The sequence below is a fragment of the Oscillibacter valericigenes genome (genome assembly GCF_021531435.1).
GTDB lineage: Bacteria > Bacillota > Clostridia > Oscillospirales > Oscillospiraceae > Oscillibacter > Oscillibacter valericigenes_B.
Genome location: NZ_JAFBIS010000001.1, coordinates 100133 through 120278, shown reverse-complemented (window position 1 = coordinate 120278; position 20146 = coordinate 100133). Strand labels below are relative to the sequence as shown.

Sequence of the window (20146 nt, the reverse complement as noted above, 5' to 3'; positions counted from 1 at the left end):
TGAAAAATCGAGATCAAATTCTGTGAAGAAGCACATACTTTCTCGGAATTTCCTTTGTTTTGGCAAAGTGCCCCCCGGCAGAGCCGGGGGGCACTTTGCCAAAGCAAAAGAAGAAAGACAGCTTCTCGTATCAAACAGAGAAACTATCTTTCTTCTTTATCATGTATTGTATTAATTGTTGTCGCTAAAGAATTTTGGCCCTGCACCCACTTTTGACCACTATCATTATACCATTTTCGTTTTTCATTTCAATAACCACTTTGTTCTGGAATGTTCCCGTTTTGTTCCAACGGACCCACTCCAGCCCATGTCGAATGACACAAAAACGTCCCCGCTCTGTGGAGTATTCCACAGAGCGGGGACGTTTTTTTATACACTCAGACCGCGTGGCCTTTTTCCTTGATAACGTTCACGACCCGCTCGGCCAGAGTCTGGCACTGCTCTTTACTCTCGGCCTCCACCATGACGCGGACCAACGGCTCCGTGCCGGACTCCCGCACCAGGATGCGCCCGGTGTCGCCCAGCTCATCGGCCACGGACCGTACCGCCGCCTGCACGTCGCTGTCGTCCTGGGCCTCCTTCTTATCCTTCACCCGCACGTTGATGAGCACCTGGGGATACACCGTCATGCCCTCCGCCAGGCGGCTCAGGGGCATCTTCTTCGCCAGCATGACCTCCATGACCTTCAATGCGGTCAGGATGCCGTCGCCGGTCCGGGCGTACTTGGAGAAGATGATGTGGCCGGACTGCTCGCCGCCGATGCGGTGGCCGTTCTGGACCATGTTCTCGTAGACGTACTTGTCGCCCACCTTGGTCTTTTCGTAATTGATTCCGGCCTCGTCCAGCGCCTTGTACAGGCCGAAGTTGCTCATCACCGTGGTGACCACGGTGTTGTTCACCAGTTTATCCCGCTCCTTCATGTAGCAGGCGTAGACGTACATGATCTGGTCGCCGTCCACCAGCTCGCCCCGCTCATCCACGGCCAGGCACCGGTCCGCGTCGCCGTCGAAGGCAAAGCCCACATCACAGCCGTGCTCCTTCACGTATGTTTTAAGCCCCTCGATGTGGGTGGAGCCGCAGTCGGTGTTGATGTTCAGGCCGTCGGGATGGTCGTTGATGACGGAGACGTCAGCGCCCAGGGCCTTGAACACACTGGGCGCGATGCCCCAGGCGCTGCCGTTGGCGCAGTCCAGGGCCACCTTCTTGCCCTTAAAGGAATACATCGCCAGGGAGATCAGGTAGCCGATATAGCGGTTCCGTCCGGCGCTGTGGTCCACGATGGCACCTACGTCCTCTCCGGTAGCCAGGGGCAGCTCCTTCCACTTCTGTCCGTCCAGCTCCAGCTTGCCGTCCAGATAGTCCTCCACCAGGGCGATGGTGGCCTCGTCCATCTTCTCGCCCTCCCGGTTCATCAGCTTGATGCCGTTGTCGTAGAAGGGATTGTGGCTGGCGGAGATCATCACGCCGCAGTCAAAGCCGTCGGTCCGGGTGACGTAGGACACGGAGGGCGTGGTGGTGACATGCAGCAGGTACACCTCCGCCCCGGAGGCGGCCATACCAGCGCTGATGGCGTACTCCAACATGTAGCTGGAGCGCCGGGTGTCCTTGCCCACCACGATGCGGGCCCGCTGGTTCCGGCCGTAGTACCAGCCCAAAAAGCGGCCGATCTCATAGGCGTGCTGGGCGGTCAGGCCCTCGCCGGCCTTGCCGCGGAAGCCGTCCGTCCCAAAATATCTACCCATATCATTCACTCCAATTTCAAGAATTATATTAGTCAGTCATTTGAAAAGACGCGGGAGTTTACTCCCGCGTCTATCATACCCGTTCCGGATGGAAATGTCCAGCAAAATCCACTCACGCCCCCACAGGGTCATTCAAAGGACTGACGGAGAACTCTACTTGTTGAACGCCTGTCCCGGCACTGTTGCAAATCTCAAAGGCTACCTGAAATACGGTATCATTATTAACTTTAACAGGTTTGACCAAATCCAGCGTCTCCGTCTCTTTCACCAGATTTCTGACCTGCAGTCCTGCATAGGCGGCGTCGCTCAGCAACTTCTCGCCGCCCACCGTGATCCGTCCGTCAGTCACTCCGACCAAGGAACCCTCTCCAAACGTATCGCTGGTAAAGCTGCCGTCAGCCTGGATGTCTCTCGCATAGCGCAGCTCGTCCATCAGAGCGGTGGACAGGGTGGATGCCAGCATGTGGGCGTCGGACGCCTCCGTGGCCTGCCGGTACACCCGCACCGACGCGCCGACACCGGCGGCCACACCCACCGTCACCAGGGAGAGGATGAGCAGCGCCACCAGTACCTCACTCAGCGTCATGCCCCGCCGGGAGCGCAGCTTATGCATCATGGCGTACCCCCTCCTGTGGACTTCTCATATCGGTAGGAGTAAAGTGTCCCATCCTCATCACTGAAATAGGTCACAGCGAAATTTTCCGCAGGCTCGCTTCCGATCGTTACCTGTACCTTTGGATAGGCCGCTTCAGTCTTTGCTTCATCCGGCTGCGTTTCCACCGCAGTCACAGCCTCATACAATGCCGTATCCCACTCCAAAGCTTGGGCGCCCATGCGGGAAGCGGCGCTGATCATGGAGGCCAGCACCACGCTGGCAAGCCCAACAAGCAGGATCGCCACCAACGTCTCCGTCAGCGTCTCACCTTTCCGGGAGCGCAGCTTGTTCCATCTCCTCATCCCAGCGCCCCCTTCCTGATGACCGGCTCTTCCCAGGTGACGGTGGTCGTGTACGTTGTGGTGACCTCAGTGAAGTGAGAATCTCCAGCACTCCAGCTTCTTGTGGAAACCGTGGTCTCCGGCCCGGATACCTTCGGTGCAAACACCATGGTCATGACGTTGGAGGAAACACCATTCCGCTGGCTGTTCAGCTGCACCCGGATGGTATATCGCTCGTTTCCATATGTCTGAATCGTGATTTTTCCTTTCACCGCAGGAATGTCTAACTCGTCATTCTCCTTAAATTCAAGGTCTTTCTCTAAGTTCTGTTTAGGTGCCGCACAACACAACTCAGGTACCGTCGCATAGTAGGTATCATCCAGTGATACGATCCCGTTGGTCAGCAACTTGCTGTTTTCATCGAGGCCGGTGCCGTCGCTGGCGCTTTCATCATCGGCGTCCTTTTTGTACTCTGTCTTGTGCTCCGTGGTAGTCCAGGTAGTGACTTCGCCGGTCTCGGCGTTTGTCGATTCATAGTAGGTAATGATCTCCGTATCGATCCGCCGGTAAGAACCGATAAAAGTCAGGCAGGGGGCGCCGGTGATATCCTCCCGCAGCAGTCCGGCCGCCGAAGCCACCGCCAGATAGTTCTGCTGCTCCTGTCGGTTTTTCTGGATCCGTCCGGCATTGGCGGAAGCGGCGGTGAGGACTACCGCCCCCACCGTCATCGCCACCAGGAAAAACAGCAGCGCGATGAGCAGGGACGCGCCGGTGCGGCTATGCAGTTTTTCGCGCACGCGCTCCATATCCTCACGCTCCTAAAACATTGTATCTCTTCCGCCGGGTCATGCTGCCGGAACCAGTGTCTTCCTCTGGCAGAAACACCAACGCATAACCTGCCACCGAACGCCTGCTCTTGCCGCTTTGCGCCTGAATCATAACACGGAAGTCCGGCAGACGCTTCAGGTCTTTGACCTTGACCGTGATAGTGCCATCCGCCGCAATCTCCTTCTCTAGGTAGTCTGCCGGAATATATCCCGCAGAAAGCGCTTCCATTATCCATTCGATGCTGTCCAGCGTGGCCCCCGTTTCAGCGTTTCGCAGATCCGGCGACATTTCAGCATTCAGTCTAACCAATACCGCGTCCGTCTGGTTCTGGTATACCGGCAGACTGCCGTTGGTCACATCTGCCCCGTCCTTGTCTTTCAGGCGAATAACAGGCGTGTCGCAGAGCAGGATCGGTATCTCGACTACATCCGCTTTGCCAATGTGTACCGTCAGCGTCAGATCCACGGGCTTCACATTGGCGGCCTTCGTTTCAAGACGGATATAGATTACTGACTTATCCGTCTGGCTCTGGATACACTTCACATCAACGAAGAACTGGTCGCAGGAAATGTTCCAGAGGTACGGTGTCAGATCCTCATTCGCCTTGACCTTCAAGTACATACGGTTACAGTTGAAATCCTCTTCATGCACCAGCGTCAGCGGGCCGTCTGTTCCATCCTTGGCTGCCAGAACGGTTTCATCAGTCACCTCTCCAAAGCACTTCTGCAAGTCCTCTACATCCGCAGAGACGCAAGGCGTTACACTAAGTGTCAGCATATTTGTAGGTTCTACTTCCACCGGTACATATTTGACAAAGGTATAGTCCCGTCCGTTGGTACAGCGGACAGTGCAGGTAGCCTTGACAGTGGTGGTGTAACCCGTGGCGCTGTACTTTTTTGCCGTCAGGCTGACACTTTCGCCGGTATGATTTCCATCCGTGAAATCCACCAGCTCCGTATTGGAGATCTCCCATTGGATGTCGGGCTTGCCATCAGGTTGCACCTCGAGATCCATAAGCTCCTGAGGGAAGAACCAGTCGGCGGTAAGGGTCGTCGGCACACCCATCTCCAGATTCAAGGTCTCTCCGGTATCTGAAAGCACTTCATCGCCTTTTTTAATATCCATGCCGATAACATAGGCATAATGCGTCACTGTTTTTTTATTACTAATATATTGCTTAGCCAATTCCCATATCAGTTCTGTCGCCTGATCTCTATTAAAAGCCAAACCACTAACCTTATAAGTATAGATTCCTTCTTTCTCATATTCTGAATTTCCACCTATTGCTTCAACTGTCACTTCGGTATTAGTTGATGGATGCTTGCTTATTTTGCGAGTGTCAAGGAATCCTGTTCCCCAAGAAAACTCCATAATCCGTGAAACACCCTTTTCAACCAAGAAATACTGCTTACCCTCCAGTTCTTCATCCCAGTTGATGTTGCTGGTAAATCCATCACCGGCAGATTTGTTGGTTAACACAGCGGTCGACGTATAGGGTCCCCAGCGCAATTCCACTTCTCTTGTCCCCGGAATGCCCGGCACAGTACATTTGCTTTCTGTTGCCCCCTCCATCTTGCCGCCGCCAACGTACCACTCATATGCATAGCTTCCACTTTCCGCCGTTCTGTTTGCTTGGAAATCTCCCGACTTCGGCGAATCTCCCAAAAAACCGTAATACCGTTGCACCTTTGACTGCGGCTCGATCCGCAGCTTATTCATCACCGCCACGGTGATGGTCTTATAAGCACTTTCTTCCGTTCCGCTGCTCTCCACAGCCTCGGCCTTCATCTGGAACGTAAACGGTTTGTCATACTCATTGGCGTCCAAGCCGGTCACAGTAACAGAGCCACCGGTGGCAGTACCGTCCGCCAACTGCTGGTTCCCATAGTTCCATTCCACCGTGGCCCGCATCCGCTGAGTCTCCCTGCCATCTACCATCACACTCTCCCACACTGTCTGGGGGCCCACATGGCCGGTGATAGGCGTCCAGTTTGAACCATCCGTGGAGAAAGACCACTGTGTCTGGGTATTGGCCGCCCCCTGCACATAACTCTGGAGCGTCACCACATCTGCGGTGGGATAGCTCTCGCTGTGCTTCTGCTCCACCTTCGCATCAGCGGAGATTCCGCCGCCCAGATTCACAGCATCCAATAGCTTTTCTGCTCCGTCTATGATTTGGATATTTCCTGATGCCTCCTCTGCTCTTTTCGCGGAACGGTACACGGAGAAATACATATAGTCCACGGATTGTTCCTGCGTATCATTGTTGTGATAAGTCAGCATCACCAGATATCTGGCGTTAGCAGGATGCTCTGTCAGATTAAGTGGGTACTCGCCGCTTTCGGCGTCTGTATTGGGCAGTGTCACACCTCTGGACACTTCGTCTCCTTTACTCCCGTCCTCGTCGACACGATATACATTCCAATCATACTGGTCATTGGTGGTATCCGTTTTTGGCCCGTTAAAAAGATGCGGCGTAAAGGTCAGTTTAATATCCTTCCCCGGCTCTGCCGTCAGATCCAGTTGATACGGATATCCCGACTTCGAAGCAGTTCCACCTTCCACATCCAAGCAGGGCGTAGCGGATGCCTCCTTAATCAAAGCCCGGGCTCCCTTCATCTGAACGTCCATTTTAGCTGTCAACTGACGCTCCTCTGGCAACTGCGTATTCATAGCCCATTCGGCAACAGCCTGCACTGTACCGCTGGCGGCGCCGGTGACCTCCAGGCCTCCATCCGCCAGCTTTTTTGTGGTCAACACCCGAACACCGGTAATGGGATCCTCCTCCGGAGTGATAACAGGATATCCATCCTTTATCTTCATCCAGTTATCAAAAATACTGCCGTCGGTAGACCAGTTTGCCGTTGGTTTAATATTATATAGGTCATCAAATTCACTTTTGGGGTTATTTGGCAAAAGATTCTTTAAAACCGTTGTCAGTGTAGCCGTCCGTTTACTGCTGTTCTCGCTGCTCAGCGCCAGATAGCCAAGCACCTCATTGCCCAAATAATCATCACTGCCTGTCTTTCTTCCTTCATTCAATCCACCGACAGGTGAAAGCTCAATACTTCCACTGTATACCACCACAACAGCCCGCAAAGTATAACCGCCGGCTATCACGTCAAAATATGCAACGCGATTCTTATCGTTATTCCCCTTTATGTCTCTCACTGTTATGTCGATTTGCGTCAGACCATTTGCGTCTTTTGGACTGCATTGTACACCAGTTTTGTTGTCAAAAATTTGGCCGGAAAACTTCTTAGGAACTTTCACCGTAATATCCGCGCTGTCGCCGTCGACCGCTGCCCAAATGGTTGCCGTGCCTCCATTGGGCACCAAAACAACCTGAATCTCATTCTTACCGTCCGGGCTGTTATACAGCTTGATGCCCTTCACGGTCTGCACCGGCCAGCTTCCGTAGTGGGGCATGCTCAGTCCCGGGAAGGGATAGGCTTGTCCGTTCAGCTCCGCTCGGTACGGATGAGTTTCCGCCGCGGAAAGAGCCTTCCAACTGCTGCCCCTGGTCTTCAGTTCCTCATAGCTCTTAGGCACCGCCTTCTCCGTTGCCACAGAGGGAGTATTCACATCAAGATAAGCGCAGGCAACAACGGGGCCAGCGGCAAAGCCATATTGGGGTTTCGTTCCCGTAGGCGTACCGTCTTCATTGTTATAAGACACCGCACAATACGAATTAGAGAACTCACCGCTCCCGTTGGCAAATCCGCTGACGGTCCCACCGGAAGACGCGATATTGCCCGCCGCGTAGCATCCGGTGACGTTTCCGCCGGTCATGCTGCCAATGAACATCGCGGATGTGCTGCCGGACAGGTTTTCCGCCGTGGCATAGCAATTTGTGATGGTACACCCGCTGGCGCTGCCGATCAGCCCGCCGACAGTATTTCCCTCCACCTTAGACAGTGCTGCAAAAGAATTTGTAATTGTGCAGCCTGTTGCACTACCGACCAATCCGCCAACAGTTCCACCTTTTACAATAAAGTCCGTTTTTAGTGCATTAAAGTCCTCAGTTTGTGGTTCCGTCTTCTCTGGTTTAATCGTTGTAGCATATATCCAGCAATCATCGATCCGAGCATTTTGGGCAGTATTCACCAGAGCGCCAACATTGCCGCTCCCCTCAATAATTGGGTTCACAATACGGATATGTTCCATCTGCATGTTCTCAGATGTACTATTAAACAGGCCAGCATCCAGTCCACGGATTTCCAATTTACCGCCATCGTAAGCCTTAATGCAGTCGTTTTCAATGGAGAAAAAATCACATTTGTCGGCAGGCCAATCGATTCTGCTTGTTTGCTTGACGTTAACTGCACTTGCACAAGCAAAACCGGAAAAACTATCCTCCAAATTCTGCAAATGGCGCGCACAGGCAACGGACACAATATTATTCTCATCCCGGTCCGCAAACAAACTATTTGTATCCTCCCGCGCGCTGGCGGACAGATAGCGAGTAATTACCTTCCCTTCTTCATCTTTCTCGTCCTCCGCCGACAGTTTCGCCGTCACCCGGATATTCGCGCCGGGGGTGATGGTCGGGCACACTTTTTTAAACTGCAGGCTCTCCTCCGTCAGGCTGTCCAGTACCAGTTCATATTTTCTGCTATCACCGGAACTGATATCCGTGCACCCCGTTTGGTCAAAAGAAAGCAGTACTTTCTGGCCGCCTTCCCCAGTTCCTTCAACCAAAACAGTTAATTCCGATGGAATAAGCGGCGCAGCTAAGTCATTTTTTTTATGTTGCTTCGGCACAGTGACAATGACCTTCAGTTCGTCACTATTTACGATCTCCAGCACAGGCGGCAGCAGCTGCTCCACGGCGCCCCGGGGCAGGTCGGTGCCGTCATAGTATCCGATACGCTTTTCCGCGCGCGCCTCTCCCGCGCTTCCGCTCTGTCTCCTGCTGTTGGAGTAGGCTCCGTTCTGAATATAACCGACATTCCACTCATCGCACCCAGGCGACGCAAAGCTCCCGTTCTTCTCGCCGTAATACACCTCCACAACCATAGCGGATCCGGCGTTATACCAGATGGCGATATGATTCTCGGCCACAGCAGGCTCCACGGCCCCATCCGGCAGCAGGAAATCCGTGTCACCGTCAAACAGCCAGTACCAGCCCTCCTGGCCTTCCACCTGGTCTCCTTCAGGGGCGGACAGCGTCCCGTCGGCCTTCCGGGCAGTCAGCGTATTCTGCGCGGCCAGGAAGATCTCCCGGGCGGTATCGTCCAGTTCCCGCATCTTCAAAGTTTTGCTGGCCGCAATGACGGCGGGAACTGCCACCGCTATGAGGACCGCGAGGATCGCCACCACGGTCAGCAGTTCCGTCATGGAAAAGCCGCTTTTGCTCCGTTTCATTTGCTCCCGCCCCCTTTACATAACATATAAAGAATCGATTGTATTCTATCACATATCGCGTCTGATGGCAAACAACAGTCCAATATTTTTTTACTTTTCTCTCAATATTTTCAGAAACGGTATTTTTCCCCTTTATTTCGAGAAAATCCCCCTTGAAAATCCTGTATTTTACAAAATATTCATCCTGGAACTGGAAACAGGGCTTGATTTACAAAAAGAATATGTGTATGATAGGTTTACGATAAAAGGTGGATTTTCATGCATTATGAGAGTTTTCTCCGATATTTGCGGGAAAGGAACATGGAATGGCATATAAACGTCTGGGCGACCTGCTGATCTCCGCCGGTCTCATCTCGGATGAGCAGCTGGGAAAAGCGCTGGAGCTTCAAAAAACTTCAAAAAAACGCCTGGGCGATGTGCTGACCGAATCCGGCATCATCACGGAGCAGCAGTTGATCGAGGCACTGGAAATGCAGCTGGGTGTGGAATTTATCGACCTTTCCAAAACCATCCTGCCCCCGGAACTGGCCCAGGTGCTGCCCAAGAGCATCGCCAAGCGTCACAATGTGGTGCCCGTCCGGCTGGATAAAGATGAAATTTACCTGGCCATGAGCGATCCCCTGAATTTCATGGCGGTGGAGGACGTCAAGCAGGCCACCCACCGCCGCGTGGTGCCCATGATCGCCACCAGCGAGGCGGTGGACCGGGCCATCATGACCCTCTACGGCAACGAGAACGCCGCCCGGGCCATTGAGGAGATGCGCCGGGAGGTAGGCGAAGACGCCGCGTCCACCCAGGTCTCTTCCACTGCTCTGAACGAAGACGATACCCATTCCGCCCCTACCATTCGTTTGGTGAACTCCATCATCGAGCGTGCGGTCACCGAGCGTGCCAGCGACATCCATCTGGAACCCCGGGAGGGCGAGATGGCCGTCCGCATGCGGGTGGACGGCATCCTGCGCAATGTCCTCACCGTGCCCCGGAACCTCCAGGGTTCCGTCATCTCCCGCCTGAAGGTCATGGGTGGCATGAACACCTCCGAACGGAAAATTCCCCAGGACGGCCGTTCCAATGTGCGGGTGAAGCAGAGCGACATCGATCTGCGTATCTCCACCCTTCCCACCATCTACGGCGAAAAAATGGTCATCCGCCTGCTGGACAAGAGCAGCCAGATTCTCACGCCCCAGGGCATCGGCCTGGATGAGCGGAATCTGGAGCGGTATCAGTACCTGATGCGCAGCACCAGCGGCGTGTTCCTGATCGCGGGCCCCACCGGCAGCGGTAAGTCCTCCACCATGAGCACCATGGTGCGGCAGCTGAATACGGAATCCGTCAACGTTGTCACGCTGGAAGACCCCGTGGAGTACAACATCGACGGTGTCAACCAGGTGCAGATCAACGAAAAAGTCGGCATGACTTTCGCAAACGGCCTCCGTTCCATTCTGCGTCAGGACCCGGACATCATCTCCGTGGGCGAGATTCGGGACGGCGAGACCGCCGAGATCGCCATGCGGGCCGCCATCACGGGCCATTTGGTCCTCTCCACCATCCACACCAGCGACGCGGCGGCCACGCTGGACCGCCTGTTTGACATCGGCGTGGAGCCCTACCTCACCGCCAGCGCCCTGAAGGGCGTCATCGCCCAGCGTCTGGTGCGGAAGGTCTGTCCCCACTGCCGCAGGGCCTACACCCCCACCGACGAGGAGCTGGAGCTGCTGGGCATGGAGCGCACCCCCGGCCTCCAGTTCTACAAGGGCGAGGGCTGCCCCATGTGCTTCCACACCGGCTACCGGGGCCGCACCGGTGTCTTTGAGATCTTGCTCATCGACCGCCAGCTCCGCCGCCTAATCCTGGCCCGCGCCGACCGGGAAGCGATTCTGGCTTCCGCCCGGAAGGGCGGGTTCCTCTCCCTGGCGGACCGCTGCCGGGAACTGGTAGCGGAGGGCGTCACCTCTTCGGAAGAAGCCGCCCGCACCATCCACTCCACCGACGAATGATTCTGCCTTCGGAGGTCTTTTATGCTGGTAGAAACTTTGATCGAACAGGCCGCCGCCTGTAAAGCGTCCGACCTTCACATCGCATACGGCGTACCGCCCAAGGTACGGCGGGACGGCGAGCTGCAGGACCTGGAGGGCTTCGCCCCCCTCACCGACCAGGACTGCGAGACCGTCGCCCAAGAGCTGCTGGGCGAATCCATGCCCGCCCTGGGCGAGCGGGACCTGTCCATAGAGCTGGCGGGACGCCGGGTCCGTGTGAACCTGTTCCGCCAGAGCGGCCATGTCTCCGCCGCTCTGCGTATTTTGGCGGACTCCATCCCTGAGCTGGACGCTCTGGGCCTGCCCCCGGCGGTGCAGAACTTCCCCGCCCTCCAGCGGGGCATCGTCCTGGTCACCGGCGAGACCGGCTCCGGCAAATCCACCACCCTGGCCGCCATTCTCCGCCGCATCAACGAGACCCGGCGGGACCACATCATCACCCTGGAGGACCCCATCGAATATATCCATGCCCCGGTCCAGTGCCTCATCAACCAGCGGGAGATCGGCCGGGATACGGAGAGCTACGCCGAGGGTCTCCGGGCCATCCTGCGCGAGGATCCGGACGTCATCCTCATCGGCGAGATGCGTGACCTCATCACCATTGAAACGGCCCTCACCGCGGCGGAGACGGGCCACCTGGTCTTCGCCACGCTGCACACCAACTCCGCTGCCGACTCCATCGACCGCATGGTGGACGTGTTCCCCGCCGAGCGGCAGCGCCAGATCCGGATGCAGCTGTCCATGACGCTGCAGGCCGTTCTGGCCCAACAGCTTCTGCCCCGCCGGGGCGGTGGCCGGGTGGCCGCCTGTGAGCTGATGGTGGTCTCCCCCGCCATCCGCAACCTGATCCGGGAGGGCAAGACCCCCCAGATCGCCAACGCGGTGGCGACCTCCGCCGACCTGGGCGGCATCACCATGGACAACGCTCTGATCCGCCTGTTCAAGGACAAGCTGATCACCGCCGACACCGCCCGCGCCGCGGCCCACGACCCCGACTACGTGAAAAAGAACACGCTGTTCTGATCTCTCCATTCCACCGACTGCCACGGAGGTGTCCCCATGACCGCTTACAAGTACAAAGCCCTTTCCCGCGACGGCAGCAAGGTCAGCGGCGTGGTGGAAGCCTACGACGAATTTGAAGCCGTCGCAAAGATCAAAGCCGACTGCTCCGTGGTCCTGAAGATCACCCCGGTGGCAGAGAAGCGCCGGGAGCGCATCGACCTGAACGAGCCCATGTGGGTCAGTGACAAGGTTCTCTCCTTGACAGCCTCTCAGTTTGCCATCCTGCTGAAAGCGGGCATGCCCACCGCCCGGACGGTGGAGATCATCGCCCAGCAGACCACGGACAAGCTGATGAAGCGCATCCTGACGGAGGTGGCGAAGGACGTCGCCGCCGGCTACAGCCTGTCCCAGAGTCTGGAGACCCGGGGCAAAAAGATCCCCCTGACCTTTATCGAGACAGTCCGGGCCGGCGAGGAATCCGGTACGCTGGAGGAATCCTTCGCCCGGCTGGTAACCTATTACGAAAAGTCCCACAAAATTCGCTCCAAGGTCCGCAGCGCCATGATGTACCCCATCTTCCTGTCCGTTCTGGCGGTGGCGGTCATTATCATCATCGTGAAAGTCACGGTCCCCGTGGTGACGAGCATGATCGTGGGCAACGGCGGCAAGCTGCCCCTGCCCACCCGGATGCTGCTGGGGGCGTATAACTTCTTCGGCAAATGGTGGTGGGCGTTCATCGGCGTCATCGTCGCCGCCGTCATCTGCATCATCCTGTACCGCAAGACGGAAAACGGCCGCCTTCGGTTCGCGAAGCTCTCCATGAAGCTGCCCGTCCTGGGGAAGATCAGTGTGCTGAAAAGCGCCTCCCAGTTTGCCGGGACCATGGCGACACTGCTGTCGGCGGGCCTGCCCATCACCAACGCGCTGACCATCACCGGCAAGGTGCTGGACAACTACGCCGTGGGCCTGACGGTAGGCGCCTGCACCCTGGGCATTGAGGAGGGCAAGCGTCTGGGCGACGTGCTGCGGACGAATCCCTACCTGCCGCCCCTGCTGACGGAGATGACCGCCGTGGGCGAGGAGTCCGGCGCCCTGGAGGGCACCCTCACCACCATCGGCTCCTATTTCGACAGCGAGGTGGAGCAGGCCAGCGCCAAGGCCCTCTCCATGCTGGAGCCTATGATCACAGTGGTCATGGGTGTGGTGATTGGCTTCATCGTCATCGCGCTGTATCTGCCCATGTTCACGATGTATGCGGGAATGTAAGAACGGAAACCGGGGCGGATTCGCCTTGCCCCGGTTCTCTTTTCTGGCCGAATGAAAGCGCATGGTGTCCGATGCGTTTTGATTTGCCCAGAACATCCTCTGGGTAAAACCGTAAACCTCCCGCCGGGGCCTTACAACCCGGGCCTGCCGCGGGAAACATATTTCAAGGAGGGAACCCAAATGATTTCTACTCTGAAAAAGAAGCTCAACAAAAAGGGCTTCACCCTGGCCGAGCTGCTGGTGGTCGTGGCTATCATTGCCATTCTGGTCGCCATTGCGATCCCCGTCTTTAGTTCTCAGCTGGAAAATGCCAGAAAGTCCACCGATGAAGCAAATATTCGTTCCGCTTATTCAATAGCTCAGACCGCTACTCTGCTTCAGGGCACGAGCGGCGAGATTCTCGATACTGCTAAGTCTCCTTATCGTTTCCAAAAGGACGGTTCTTTTGCCGGTAACGATGTAGCTACTACCAACGATTATGTAATGAAGCACACAGATGGTACTGTAACGGTTGATACGGTTCCCGGTGTATCTTTTGCTGCCAACGCAAAAATCACCGCCAAATGGAATTCTACTTCCAGCACTTGGGAAATCGACGCTGGTGGCACTGGTGGCGCTGGTGGCGCTGGTGGCGCTGGTTAATCACTGTTGCCATTATCTTTCAATGAGCTCCGATGGGTTGCGGAGATCGCCCCCCCTGCGGAAGCAGGGGCGGGGGGCCTGTTTCCAGGCCCTTCGCCCGTGCTTCCGCCTCCCTGCGTAAAAGGAAGGTAAGTATGGTGCGCAGATTCAAAAAAGGATTTACCCTTGCCGAATTGTTGATTGTCGTTGCCATTATTGCTGTTTTGGTTGCTATCTCTATTCCGATTTTTAACAGTCAGTTGGAAAAATCCAGACGGGCTGTTGATTTGCATACTGCCCGAACCATAGAATCAATCTTGGCAAATGCTGTAAATGATGGAACGATACAATTTCCGTCAAAGATGAATAATAGTAGCAATTACAGTGTTTTTGTTGCGATTGCTCGGGATAAAAATAATTTTCCACTAGATTACATCACAAAATATAACATAGACCCTAAAAACGACACATTGTTTTGCGGTGCAGATAAATCTGTTGTTATAAATAATGTTACGAGTACTAATTGGGACAAGTATCAAACAGAAGTAGAAAACTTATTAATAAATTCCGGCTTGAATATCAATAGTCTCAAAGTAACCAGTAAAAGTGCCAACAACGGCGGTTGGGACTGGATTATCGTAAATGTTGGATATGTCAAAAAAGTGGGGCTTGTTACGAGAATTTATAGTGGGGAAGCTAATAAAAATGGTGATGCAAGTTTAAATTTGGGAAATACCAATATTGAAAAACTTATCAATCGTCAATAACCATAAGAAAGAAGCCATTGCATCGACGGTAATGTTAGTGTGAATGGCCTCCTCCGTTTGGGTACACCAGAATATTTTGTGTATGTGAATTTCGTCAAAGTCAAGAATAAAGAAAGGTCATTCCCATGAGTAAATTCAAATCCCAAAAAGGGTTTACCCTTGCGGAACTGCTGGTAGTTGTCGCCATCATCGCCGTTCTGGTCGCCGTTGCCATCCCCGTATTCAGCGCCTCCCAGAAGAAAGCGAAACTGGCCGCCGATGATGCCATGATTCGGGAAGCATATGCTTTGATGCAATACGCCAAAATCACCGAAGAAATCACCATTGATGGCACTACAAAAACGCTTTCCGACTGTATAAGGGAAGGAAGTTTTTCAGGATTCTTGTATTTTACAAACGGTGCTACATTAAGCGCCAGTGCAGACAACGCTTATAAACTGCAAGAAACCGACACGACCTGTAAACAGCTTCCGGTCATTCCGGACTATTGGTGTCATAATACCGGGCACCAAAAGGACTCTTATATTATGATTTGTATTTATGGAGATTCTAATTCTCCTTCTGTTGATATGATTGGAGTGTCATTTTAAATTTACGCTTGAAAGGCCTTTTATGCTGAATATCTCCCCCTTTCTAACCGCCTACGTCCTCTCCGTCACCACCCTCCTGGGCCTCGTGTTCGGCAGCTTTTGCAATGCCTGGGCCTGGCGTCTCGCCCATGGGGAGTCCATCGTTCACGGCCGCAGCCATTGCGCTGTCTGCGGCCATCCTCTCTCCGCCCGGGATCTGGTGCCCCTTTTGAGCTGGCTGTTCCTCCGGGGCAAATGCCGCTACTGCGGCGCCCCCATTTCCCCCCGCTACCCCGCGGTGGAGCTGGTCTCCGCCCTGTATTACGTTTCCGTCGTCCTCCGCTTCGGCCTGACCGTGGACGCCCTCCGCTTTCTCATCCTGGGCAGCCTCCTCCTCACGGCCTCCCTGGTGGACCTGGATACCATGGAGCTGCCCAACGGCCTCCTGCTGGCGGCGGCCCTGTCGGCCCTCCTCCGCCTCCCGGACGGCTGGAAAAGCGCCCTCCTGGGCGCGGTGGCGGTGTCCGTACCCCTGCTGCTCCTGGTCCTTCTGGCGGACAAGCTCCTGGGCCGGGAGACCATGGGCGGCGGCGATATCAAGCTGGTGGCCGTCCTGGGCCTCCACTTCGGCCCCCTCCAGACCCTCTTTCTGCTGATCCTCGCCTGCGTCCTGGGGCTGGCCCTGGGCGCGGCCATGAAAAAGGCCAAGGACGCCCCCTTCCCCTTCGGCCCCGCCCTGGCCCTGGCCGGGTGGCTCACCGCCCTCTGCGGCGGCCCGGCGGTGTCCTGGTACCTGTCCCTGTTCTGATTACTTCCCAAGGTGGTGTGTATATGTCCAAGACCATGCTCGGCTTTGATATCGGCGCCTGCGAACTGAAGCTCGTCCAGTGGGACGGCTCCAAGGTCCGCCGCGCCCTCACGGCCCCAATGCCGGACAATCTGGTGAAAAACGGCGTCATTATCTCCTACCCGGCTATGGCGGACTTCATCAAGGAGACCGCCCGGGAAAACCGCGTCTCCGGCCGGGACTGCGCCGTCATCCTCCCCGCCAGCCACGCCTTCCTCCGCCGCATCACCGTGCCCGCCATGACGGAGGAGCAGCTCCGGGTGAATCTGCCCTATGAGTTCCGGGACTTCCTGACCCTGGGCAAAGACAAGTATTTTTACGACTACGCCGTCAATTCCCTGGACCGTGACGAGGAGGGCACCCCGAAGCAGCTGGACCTGACCGCCGCCGCCGTGCCCAAGGAGGTCATTGAGGATTACCGCGACATGTTCCGCCGGGCAGGCTTCCGGCTCCGCACCGCCATCCCCGTGGAGTGCGCCTACGCAAACCTGCTCCGCGCCCACGGCGATACGGAGGGCAAGGAGTTCAGCTTCCTGGACCTGGGCCACACCGCCGCCCGGCTCCACATCTTCTCCGGCACCCGGTTCGAGGCCACCCGCGTCATCGACATCGGCCTCGGCTCCGTGGATGAGGCCATCTCCGACGCTATGGGCGTGGACGAGCACGTGGCCCGCACCTACAAGCACACCGACTATCAGGGGGCGCAGACTCTGGAGCCCGCTGTGAACGTCTATAACGCCATTGCCCTGGATTTCCGCAAGGCCGTCAACTTCTACGGCTTCAACAACCGGGAGAGCAATCTGCAGGACGCCTGGTGCTGCGGCGGCGGCGTCCATATCGCCGCGCTGCTGAAAACCATCGGCCAGTCCGTGGAGCTGGCGCTCCACGATGTGTCTGAACTGCTCCCCCCCGCCGCCCAGAGCGCGGAGGAGCTGAGCGTGTGTGCCGCCGCCATCGGCGCGGCTATCCAGTAAGGGGGTGTGGGCTTGAAGAAGAAACAAGTGACATACCCCTCCAAAACCACCCTGAACCTGGCCATGAAGGAGAAGAGCCAGTTTGCCCCCGGCAAGCTGATCCCCCTCCTGCTGGTGCTGACAGTCCTGGCGGGTCTGTTCGGGAAATTCGCCGTGGCGGATCGGTTGGCAAAGGTGGACCGGGCTCAGGCGGAGTTGAGCGCCCTCCAGCAGCAAAAGTCCTCTTTGGAGGCAGCCACCGCCGATTTTGAGGAGCTTTCTGAAAAATATGCCCGCTACTCCACCGGCTGGATGACGGAGGACGAACAGGCCGCCGTTACCAGAACGGAGATGCTCTCCCTGGTGGAAAACGAGCTGATGCCCGGCAGCCAGGTGCGGCGCGTGTCCGCCAGCGGCAATATTCTCTCCGTGGAGCTCGGCCGTGTCACGCTGGAGGATGCCTCCCGCATTGTCCAGAATCTCTACCAGCGGCCTGATGTGACCAATGTGGCGATCTACACCGCCAGCACGAAAGACGAGCCCGGTTCGCAGGCCACCGTGTCCCTGGTCATCACCATGACCCGCGTTTCGGAAGGAGGTGGCCAGCCGTGAAGCTGAGCAAACAATTCACCCGCCGGGAAAAGGTTTTGCTGATCATCCTGGCCCTGCTGCTGCTGTTCGCGGTCTATTTCCTGGCGGTCCACCGTCCGGTGACGGAAGCTCTGGACCGCATCCGGACAGAAAGCGAGACCATCTCCTCTGACCTGGTGGTGCTGGAAGCCAAGCATCAGCGCATGGAACAGATGCAAAAAGAGCTGGACGAGATCCTTGCGCAGCCCAATGTGGCTGAGATCCCCACCTACGACAACCTGCAGCAGGTGATGGACTTTTTGAATACCGTCCTCCGTTCCGCCAGTGAATACAGCCTGAGTTTCCAGAACCTGTCGCAGCCGGAGGACGGCAGCATCCTGCGCCGCACCACCCAGATGGCCTTTGTCAGCCCCTCTTACGAGGGGGCACAGGACATGGTCACGCAGCTGCAAAACTGTCCCTATCGCTGCCAGCTCAGTGATATCTCCATTGCCCCTGCCGCGGCTGACGGGCAGTCCCAGGACACCGCAGCCGCCCTGACGGACGGCCCCGTTGAGGTCTCCGTGACCGTTACTTTCTTCGAAAAATTGAGCTGAACCAAAAAGATGAGAGCCGTGCATTGGCTCTCATCTTTTTGCAGATTTTACCGCAAAAAATGCGGCATATTTTCTCTTTTTCGACACAATCTATGTTTGCGATACCCAGAGACCCGAACAATTTTGATGGATGAAAAGGAGAAAATCGTTATGTCTAGCAAGAATTCCAACCGTATCAATGTCCCCGAGGCCCGTGCCGCTATGGACAAGTTCAAGATGGAGGCCGCTTCCGAGGTCGGCGTCAACCTGAAGGAAGGCTACAACGGCGACCTGACCAGCCGTGAGGCCGGCTCCGTGGGCGGCCAGATGGTCAAGAAAATGACGACCATACGAACCGCGAACTATACGCGGGCGGACAGGACCGCTGTGGGACATAAGGCAGAAGTGAGGTACATAGCGGGGATCACGATTTAAGAACGAACACGGCGCCGCCCGTCAGTCAGAAATGAACGGCGCTGATTTTTGAAAAGCGTGAGTATCAGCAGATGATCAGCAGCAGAGGCGCAGATTTTACTCCGCGCCTCTGTTTTCGTCCGAATACAGCTGTCTGCTCCTAACATAACAGCGGTCGACGGGCACGCCAAGGGGCGGGGGCATCAGCCCCCGCCCTTCTCTCCCTCGGCAGCGGGCCGGTTCAGCCCGCAAACAACGATCTCATTTTTCCAAAAGGAGTTTCTATGAATACTCGGTTTAAAAGTATGTCAAGTGTTTAAGCTTTACTCCTGCGGCTCAACATGGTCAAAGCCCAGATACCCGCCCGTGTATCCAATGGTCTCCATGCATTCGTTCCACACATTCCACCATTTCTCTTCGGTCATAAACCACTTGGGGTCAACTTTGATAACGCCAACCGCGATCTTCATGCCCTTCTTCGCATCCGCGTTGGAAAGCGGCATCCGGGGAATGACTCCCTCGGCGCCCGCGGGATCGATGCAGTACATGCAGGTCAGGTCGGGAACCGTCATCAGATCCTCAAATTCATTCTCCCCGAGCTTCTTCTGCAGCAGAAGATTCTCATTCTGGAACCTGATGCAATATACATGGTCGGGATACCGGTCGCTCTGGACAGTCAACGTGCCGTAATCGAAGCCGCCATGCGTTTCTGTCGTGATGTCGGTAATGGTGCCCTTGCAGATGACCTTCGTATCCACCAGCTGCTGACGCGCTAATTCCTCAAACATGTCAGAATCCAATGCGTTTGAAGTCCGCAGGACCTCACCGATCTTTTTGCAGAGGGTGATCGTCCCCGTGCAGATCTTCGTTCTGACATCCTCCTTGCTCACCAGCCAGCCGGAAATACCCACCATATTTCCGAACTCGGAGCAGATGTCTCTTCCGATTTTTTCAGCCAGAGGCGCATTGTAGGGGTCCGCCAGTTCAACGCTGATCTTGTCATTCTTATCATTGGCAAGAGCCAGCGGAGAAGTCACACAGCCATTCACATTGAGCAGCAGCGTCTCCAGAGCGGGGACAGCGCGTCCCGCGCCGTCAGCATCCACAACGGGCATCTCAACGCCTTCCTCCTTGCTCTGAAGGCTGAGCAGGAATGGGAAGAATGTGCTGAATCCGCCCAGTTCAACGGGAATGTTGTACATGAGCTTCTTTCCGGCGCGTTCCGCGATCTCCTTCAGCAGTGCGGAAGCATTGGCGGCATACTTGGAGAAGTCAACGCCGACGATAGCGGCGGGAGCGCCCATGCCTGCCGTTGCAGAGGCATAGGAGCCGTCCGCCATATGCTCAGGCTCATACAGCTTGACAGTCATATCAGACCCGGTATGGCTTTCCTTGAACTTTTCCATCAGCATTGTGCCGCTGGTGATGGAGCCGCCTCCGCCTCCGCCCATCAGTGTTGCGCCCCAAATGATGTTTTTCATGTCCTGCTCGGTAATTAAAGTATACTTTTCACACATACGAGTTTCTCCTTTTCAATTGTATTTTTTGCGGGACGGCCCCGCGGGATAACAAAATCAGCGCTCAGGCGGACGCATATATGTAATTCAAAAACAGCTTCATCTCAGGCGTCAA

The 20146-nt window shown here is 55.9% G+C and carries 16 protein-coding genes and 1 pseudogene; 11 read left to right on the top strand and 6 right to left on the bottom strand.

What is annotated here, in order from left to right; genetic code table 11:
* Nucleotides 1-377 precede the first annotated feature (377 nt).
* The 5 genes from glmM to JQM68_RS00475 all read right to left on the bottom strand — a co-directional run bounded on the left by glmM (nt 378) and on the right by JQM68_RS00475 (nt 8873).
* Nucleotides 378-1742: a phosphoglucosamine mutase gene (glmM, locus tag JQM68_RS00495; protein WP_235220953.1), complete on the bottom strand. Its 1365-nt coding sequence runs from the start codon at nt 1740-1742 to the stop codon at nt 378-380.
* A 112-nt stretch (nt 1743-1854) separates the two neighbouring features.
* Entirely contained in the window at nt 1855-2358 is a 504-nt protein-coding gene (locus JQM68_RS00490) for a type IV pilus modification PilV family protein (RefSeq protein ID WP_235220952.1), read from the bottom strand.
* A complete protein-coding gene (locus JQM68_RS00485; protein ID WP_235220951.1) occupies nt 2355-2699 on the bottom strand; it encodes a type IV pilus modification PilV family protein in 345 nt (114 codons plus the stop codon). The genes JQM68_RS00490 and JQM68_RS00485 overlap by 4 nt, the downstream gene beginning before the upstream one ends.
* On the bottom strand, nt 2696-3484 hold the full coding sequence (locus JQM68_RS00480) for a hypothetical protein (RefSeq protein ID WP_235220950.1): 789 nt from the start codon (nt 3482-3484) through the stop codon (nt 2696-2698). The genes JQM68_RS00485 and JQM68_RS00480 overlap by 4 nt, the downstream gene beginning before the upstream one ends.
* 4 nt (nt 3485-3488) lie before the next feature.
* On the bottom strand, nt 3489-8873 hold the full coding sequence (locus JQM68_RS00475; protein ID WP_235220949.1) for a GLUG motif-containing protein: 5385 nt from the start codon (nt 8871-8873) through the stop codon (nt 3489-3491).
* A gap of 305 nt (nt 8874-9178) precedes the next feature.
* On the opposite strand from JQM68_RS00475, the gene JQM68_RS00470 reads away from it, so the two are divergent.
* The 11 genes and pseudogenes from JQM68_RS00470 to JQM68_RS00420 form a co-directional block, all read left to right on the top strand.
* On the top strand, nt 9179-10870 hold the full coding sequence (locus JQM68_RS00470) for a GspE/PulE family protein (protein ID WP_235220948.1): 1692 nt from the start codon (nt 9179-9181) through the stop codon (nt 10868-10870).
* A 21-nt stretch (nt 10871-10891) separates the two neighbouring features.
* Complete coding sequence (locus JQM68_RS00465) at nt 10892-11932, top strand: type IV pilus twitching motility protein PilT (protein ID WP_235220947.1); 1041 nt, start codon at nt 10892-10894, stop codon at nt 11930-11932.
* A 36-nt stretch (nt 11933-11968) separates the two neighbouring features.
* Nucleotides 11969-13177: a type II secretion system F family protein gene (locus JQM68_RS00460; protein WP_235220946.1), complete on the top strand. Its 1209-nt coding sequence runs from the start codon at nt 11969-11971 to the stop codon at nt 13175-13177.
* Nucleotides 13178-13357: 180 nt separating this feature from the next.
* Nucleotides 13358-13819, top strand: coding sequence for a prepilin-type N-terminal cleavage/methylation domain-containing protein (locus tag JQM68_RS13825; RefSeq protein WP_328283703.1), 462 nt, complete (start codon nt 13358-13360; stop codon nt 13817-13819).
* A 134-nt stretch (nt 13820-13953) separates the two neighbouring features.
* Nucleotides 13954-14565 carry a type IV pilin protein gene (locus JQM68_RS00450; protein ID WP_235220945.1) on the top strand — a complete coding sequence of 204 codons (612 nt, stop codon included), beginning with the start codon at nt 13954-13956 and terminating at the stop codon, nt 14563-14565.
* A gap of 125 nt (nt 14566-14690) precedes the next feature.
* Nucleotides 14691-15155: a prepilin-type N-terminal cleavage/methylation domain-containing protein gene (locus tag JQM68_RS00445; RefSeq protein WP_235220944.1), complete on the top strand. Its 465-nt coding sequence runs from the start codon at nt 14691-14693 to the stop codon at nt 15153-15155.
* Between the two features lie 22 nt (nt 15156-15177).
* Entirely contained in the window at nt 15178-15942 is a 765-nt protein-coding gene (locus JQM68_RS00440) for a prepilin peptidase (protein WP_235220943.1), read from the top strand.
* 23 nt (nt 15943-15965) lie between these two features.
* The gene (gene pilM / locus JQM68_RS00435; protein ID WP_235220942.1) at nt 15966-16955 is read left to right on the top strand and encodes a pilus assembly protein PilM; all 990 of its coding nucleotides are present in this window, start codon (nt 15966-15968) and stop codon (nt 16953-16955) included.
* A 12-nt stretch (nt 16956-16967) separates the two neighbouring features.
* Nucleotides 16968-17546, top strand: coding sequence for a hypothetical protein (locus JQM68_RS00430; protein WP_235220941.1), 579 nt, complete (start codon nt 16968-16970; stop codon nt 17544-17546).
* Nucleotides 17543-18121, top strand: coding sequence for a type II secretion system protein GspM (gspM, locus tag JQM68_RS00425; protein ID WP_235220940.1), 579 nt, complete (start codon nt 17543-17545; stop codon nt 18119-18121). The genes JQM68_RS00430 and gspM overlap by 4 nt, the downstream gene beginning before the upstream one ends.
* 150 nt (nt 18122-18271) lie before the next feature.
* Nucleotides 18272-18442: pseudogene (locus tag JQM68_RS00420) on the top strand (alpha/beta-type small acid-soluble spore protein); the annotation flags it as partial.
* A 395-nt stretch (nt 18443-18837) separates the two neighbouring features.
* Here JQM68_RS00420 and JQM68_RS00415 read toward each other — a convergent pair.
* Nucleotides 18838-20031 (bottom strand): DUF917 domain-containing protein, encoded by a 1194-nt coding sequence (locus tag JQM68_RS00415; protein ID WP_235220939.1) that lies wholly within the window; start codon nt 20029-20031, stop codon nt 18838-18840.
* Nucleotides 20032-20146 lie beyond the last annotated feature (115 nt).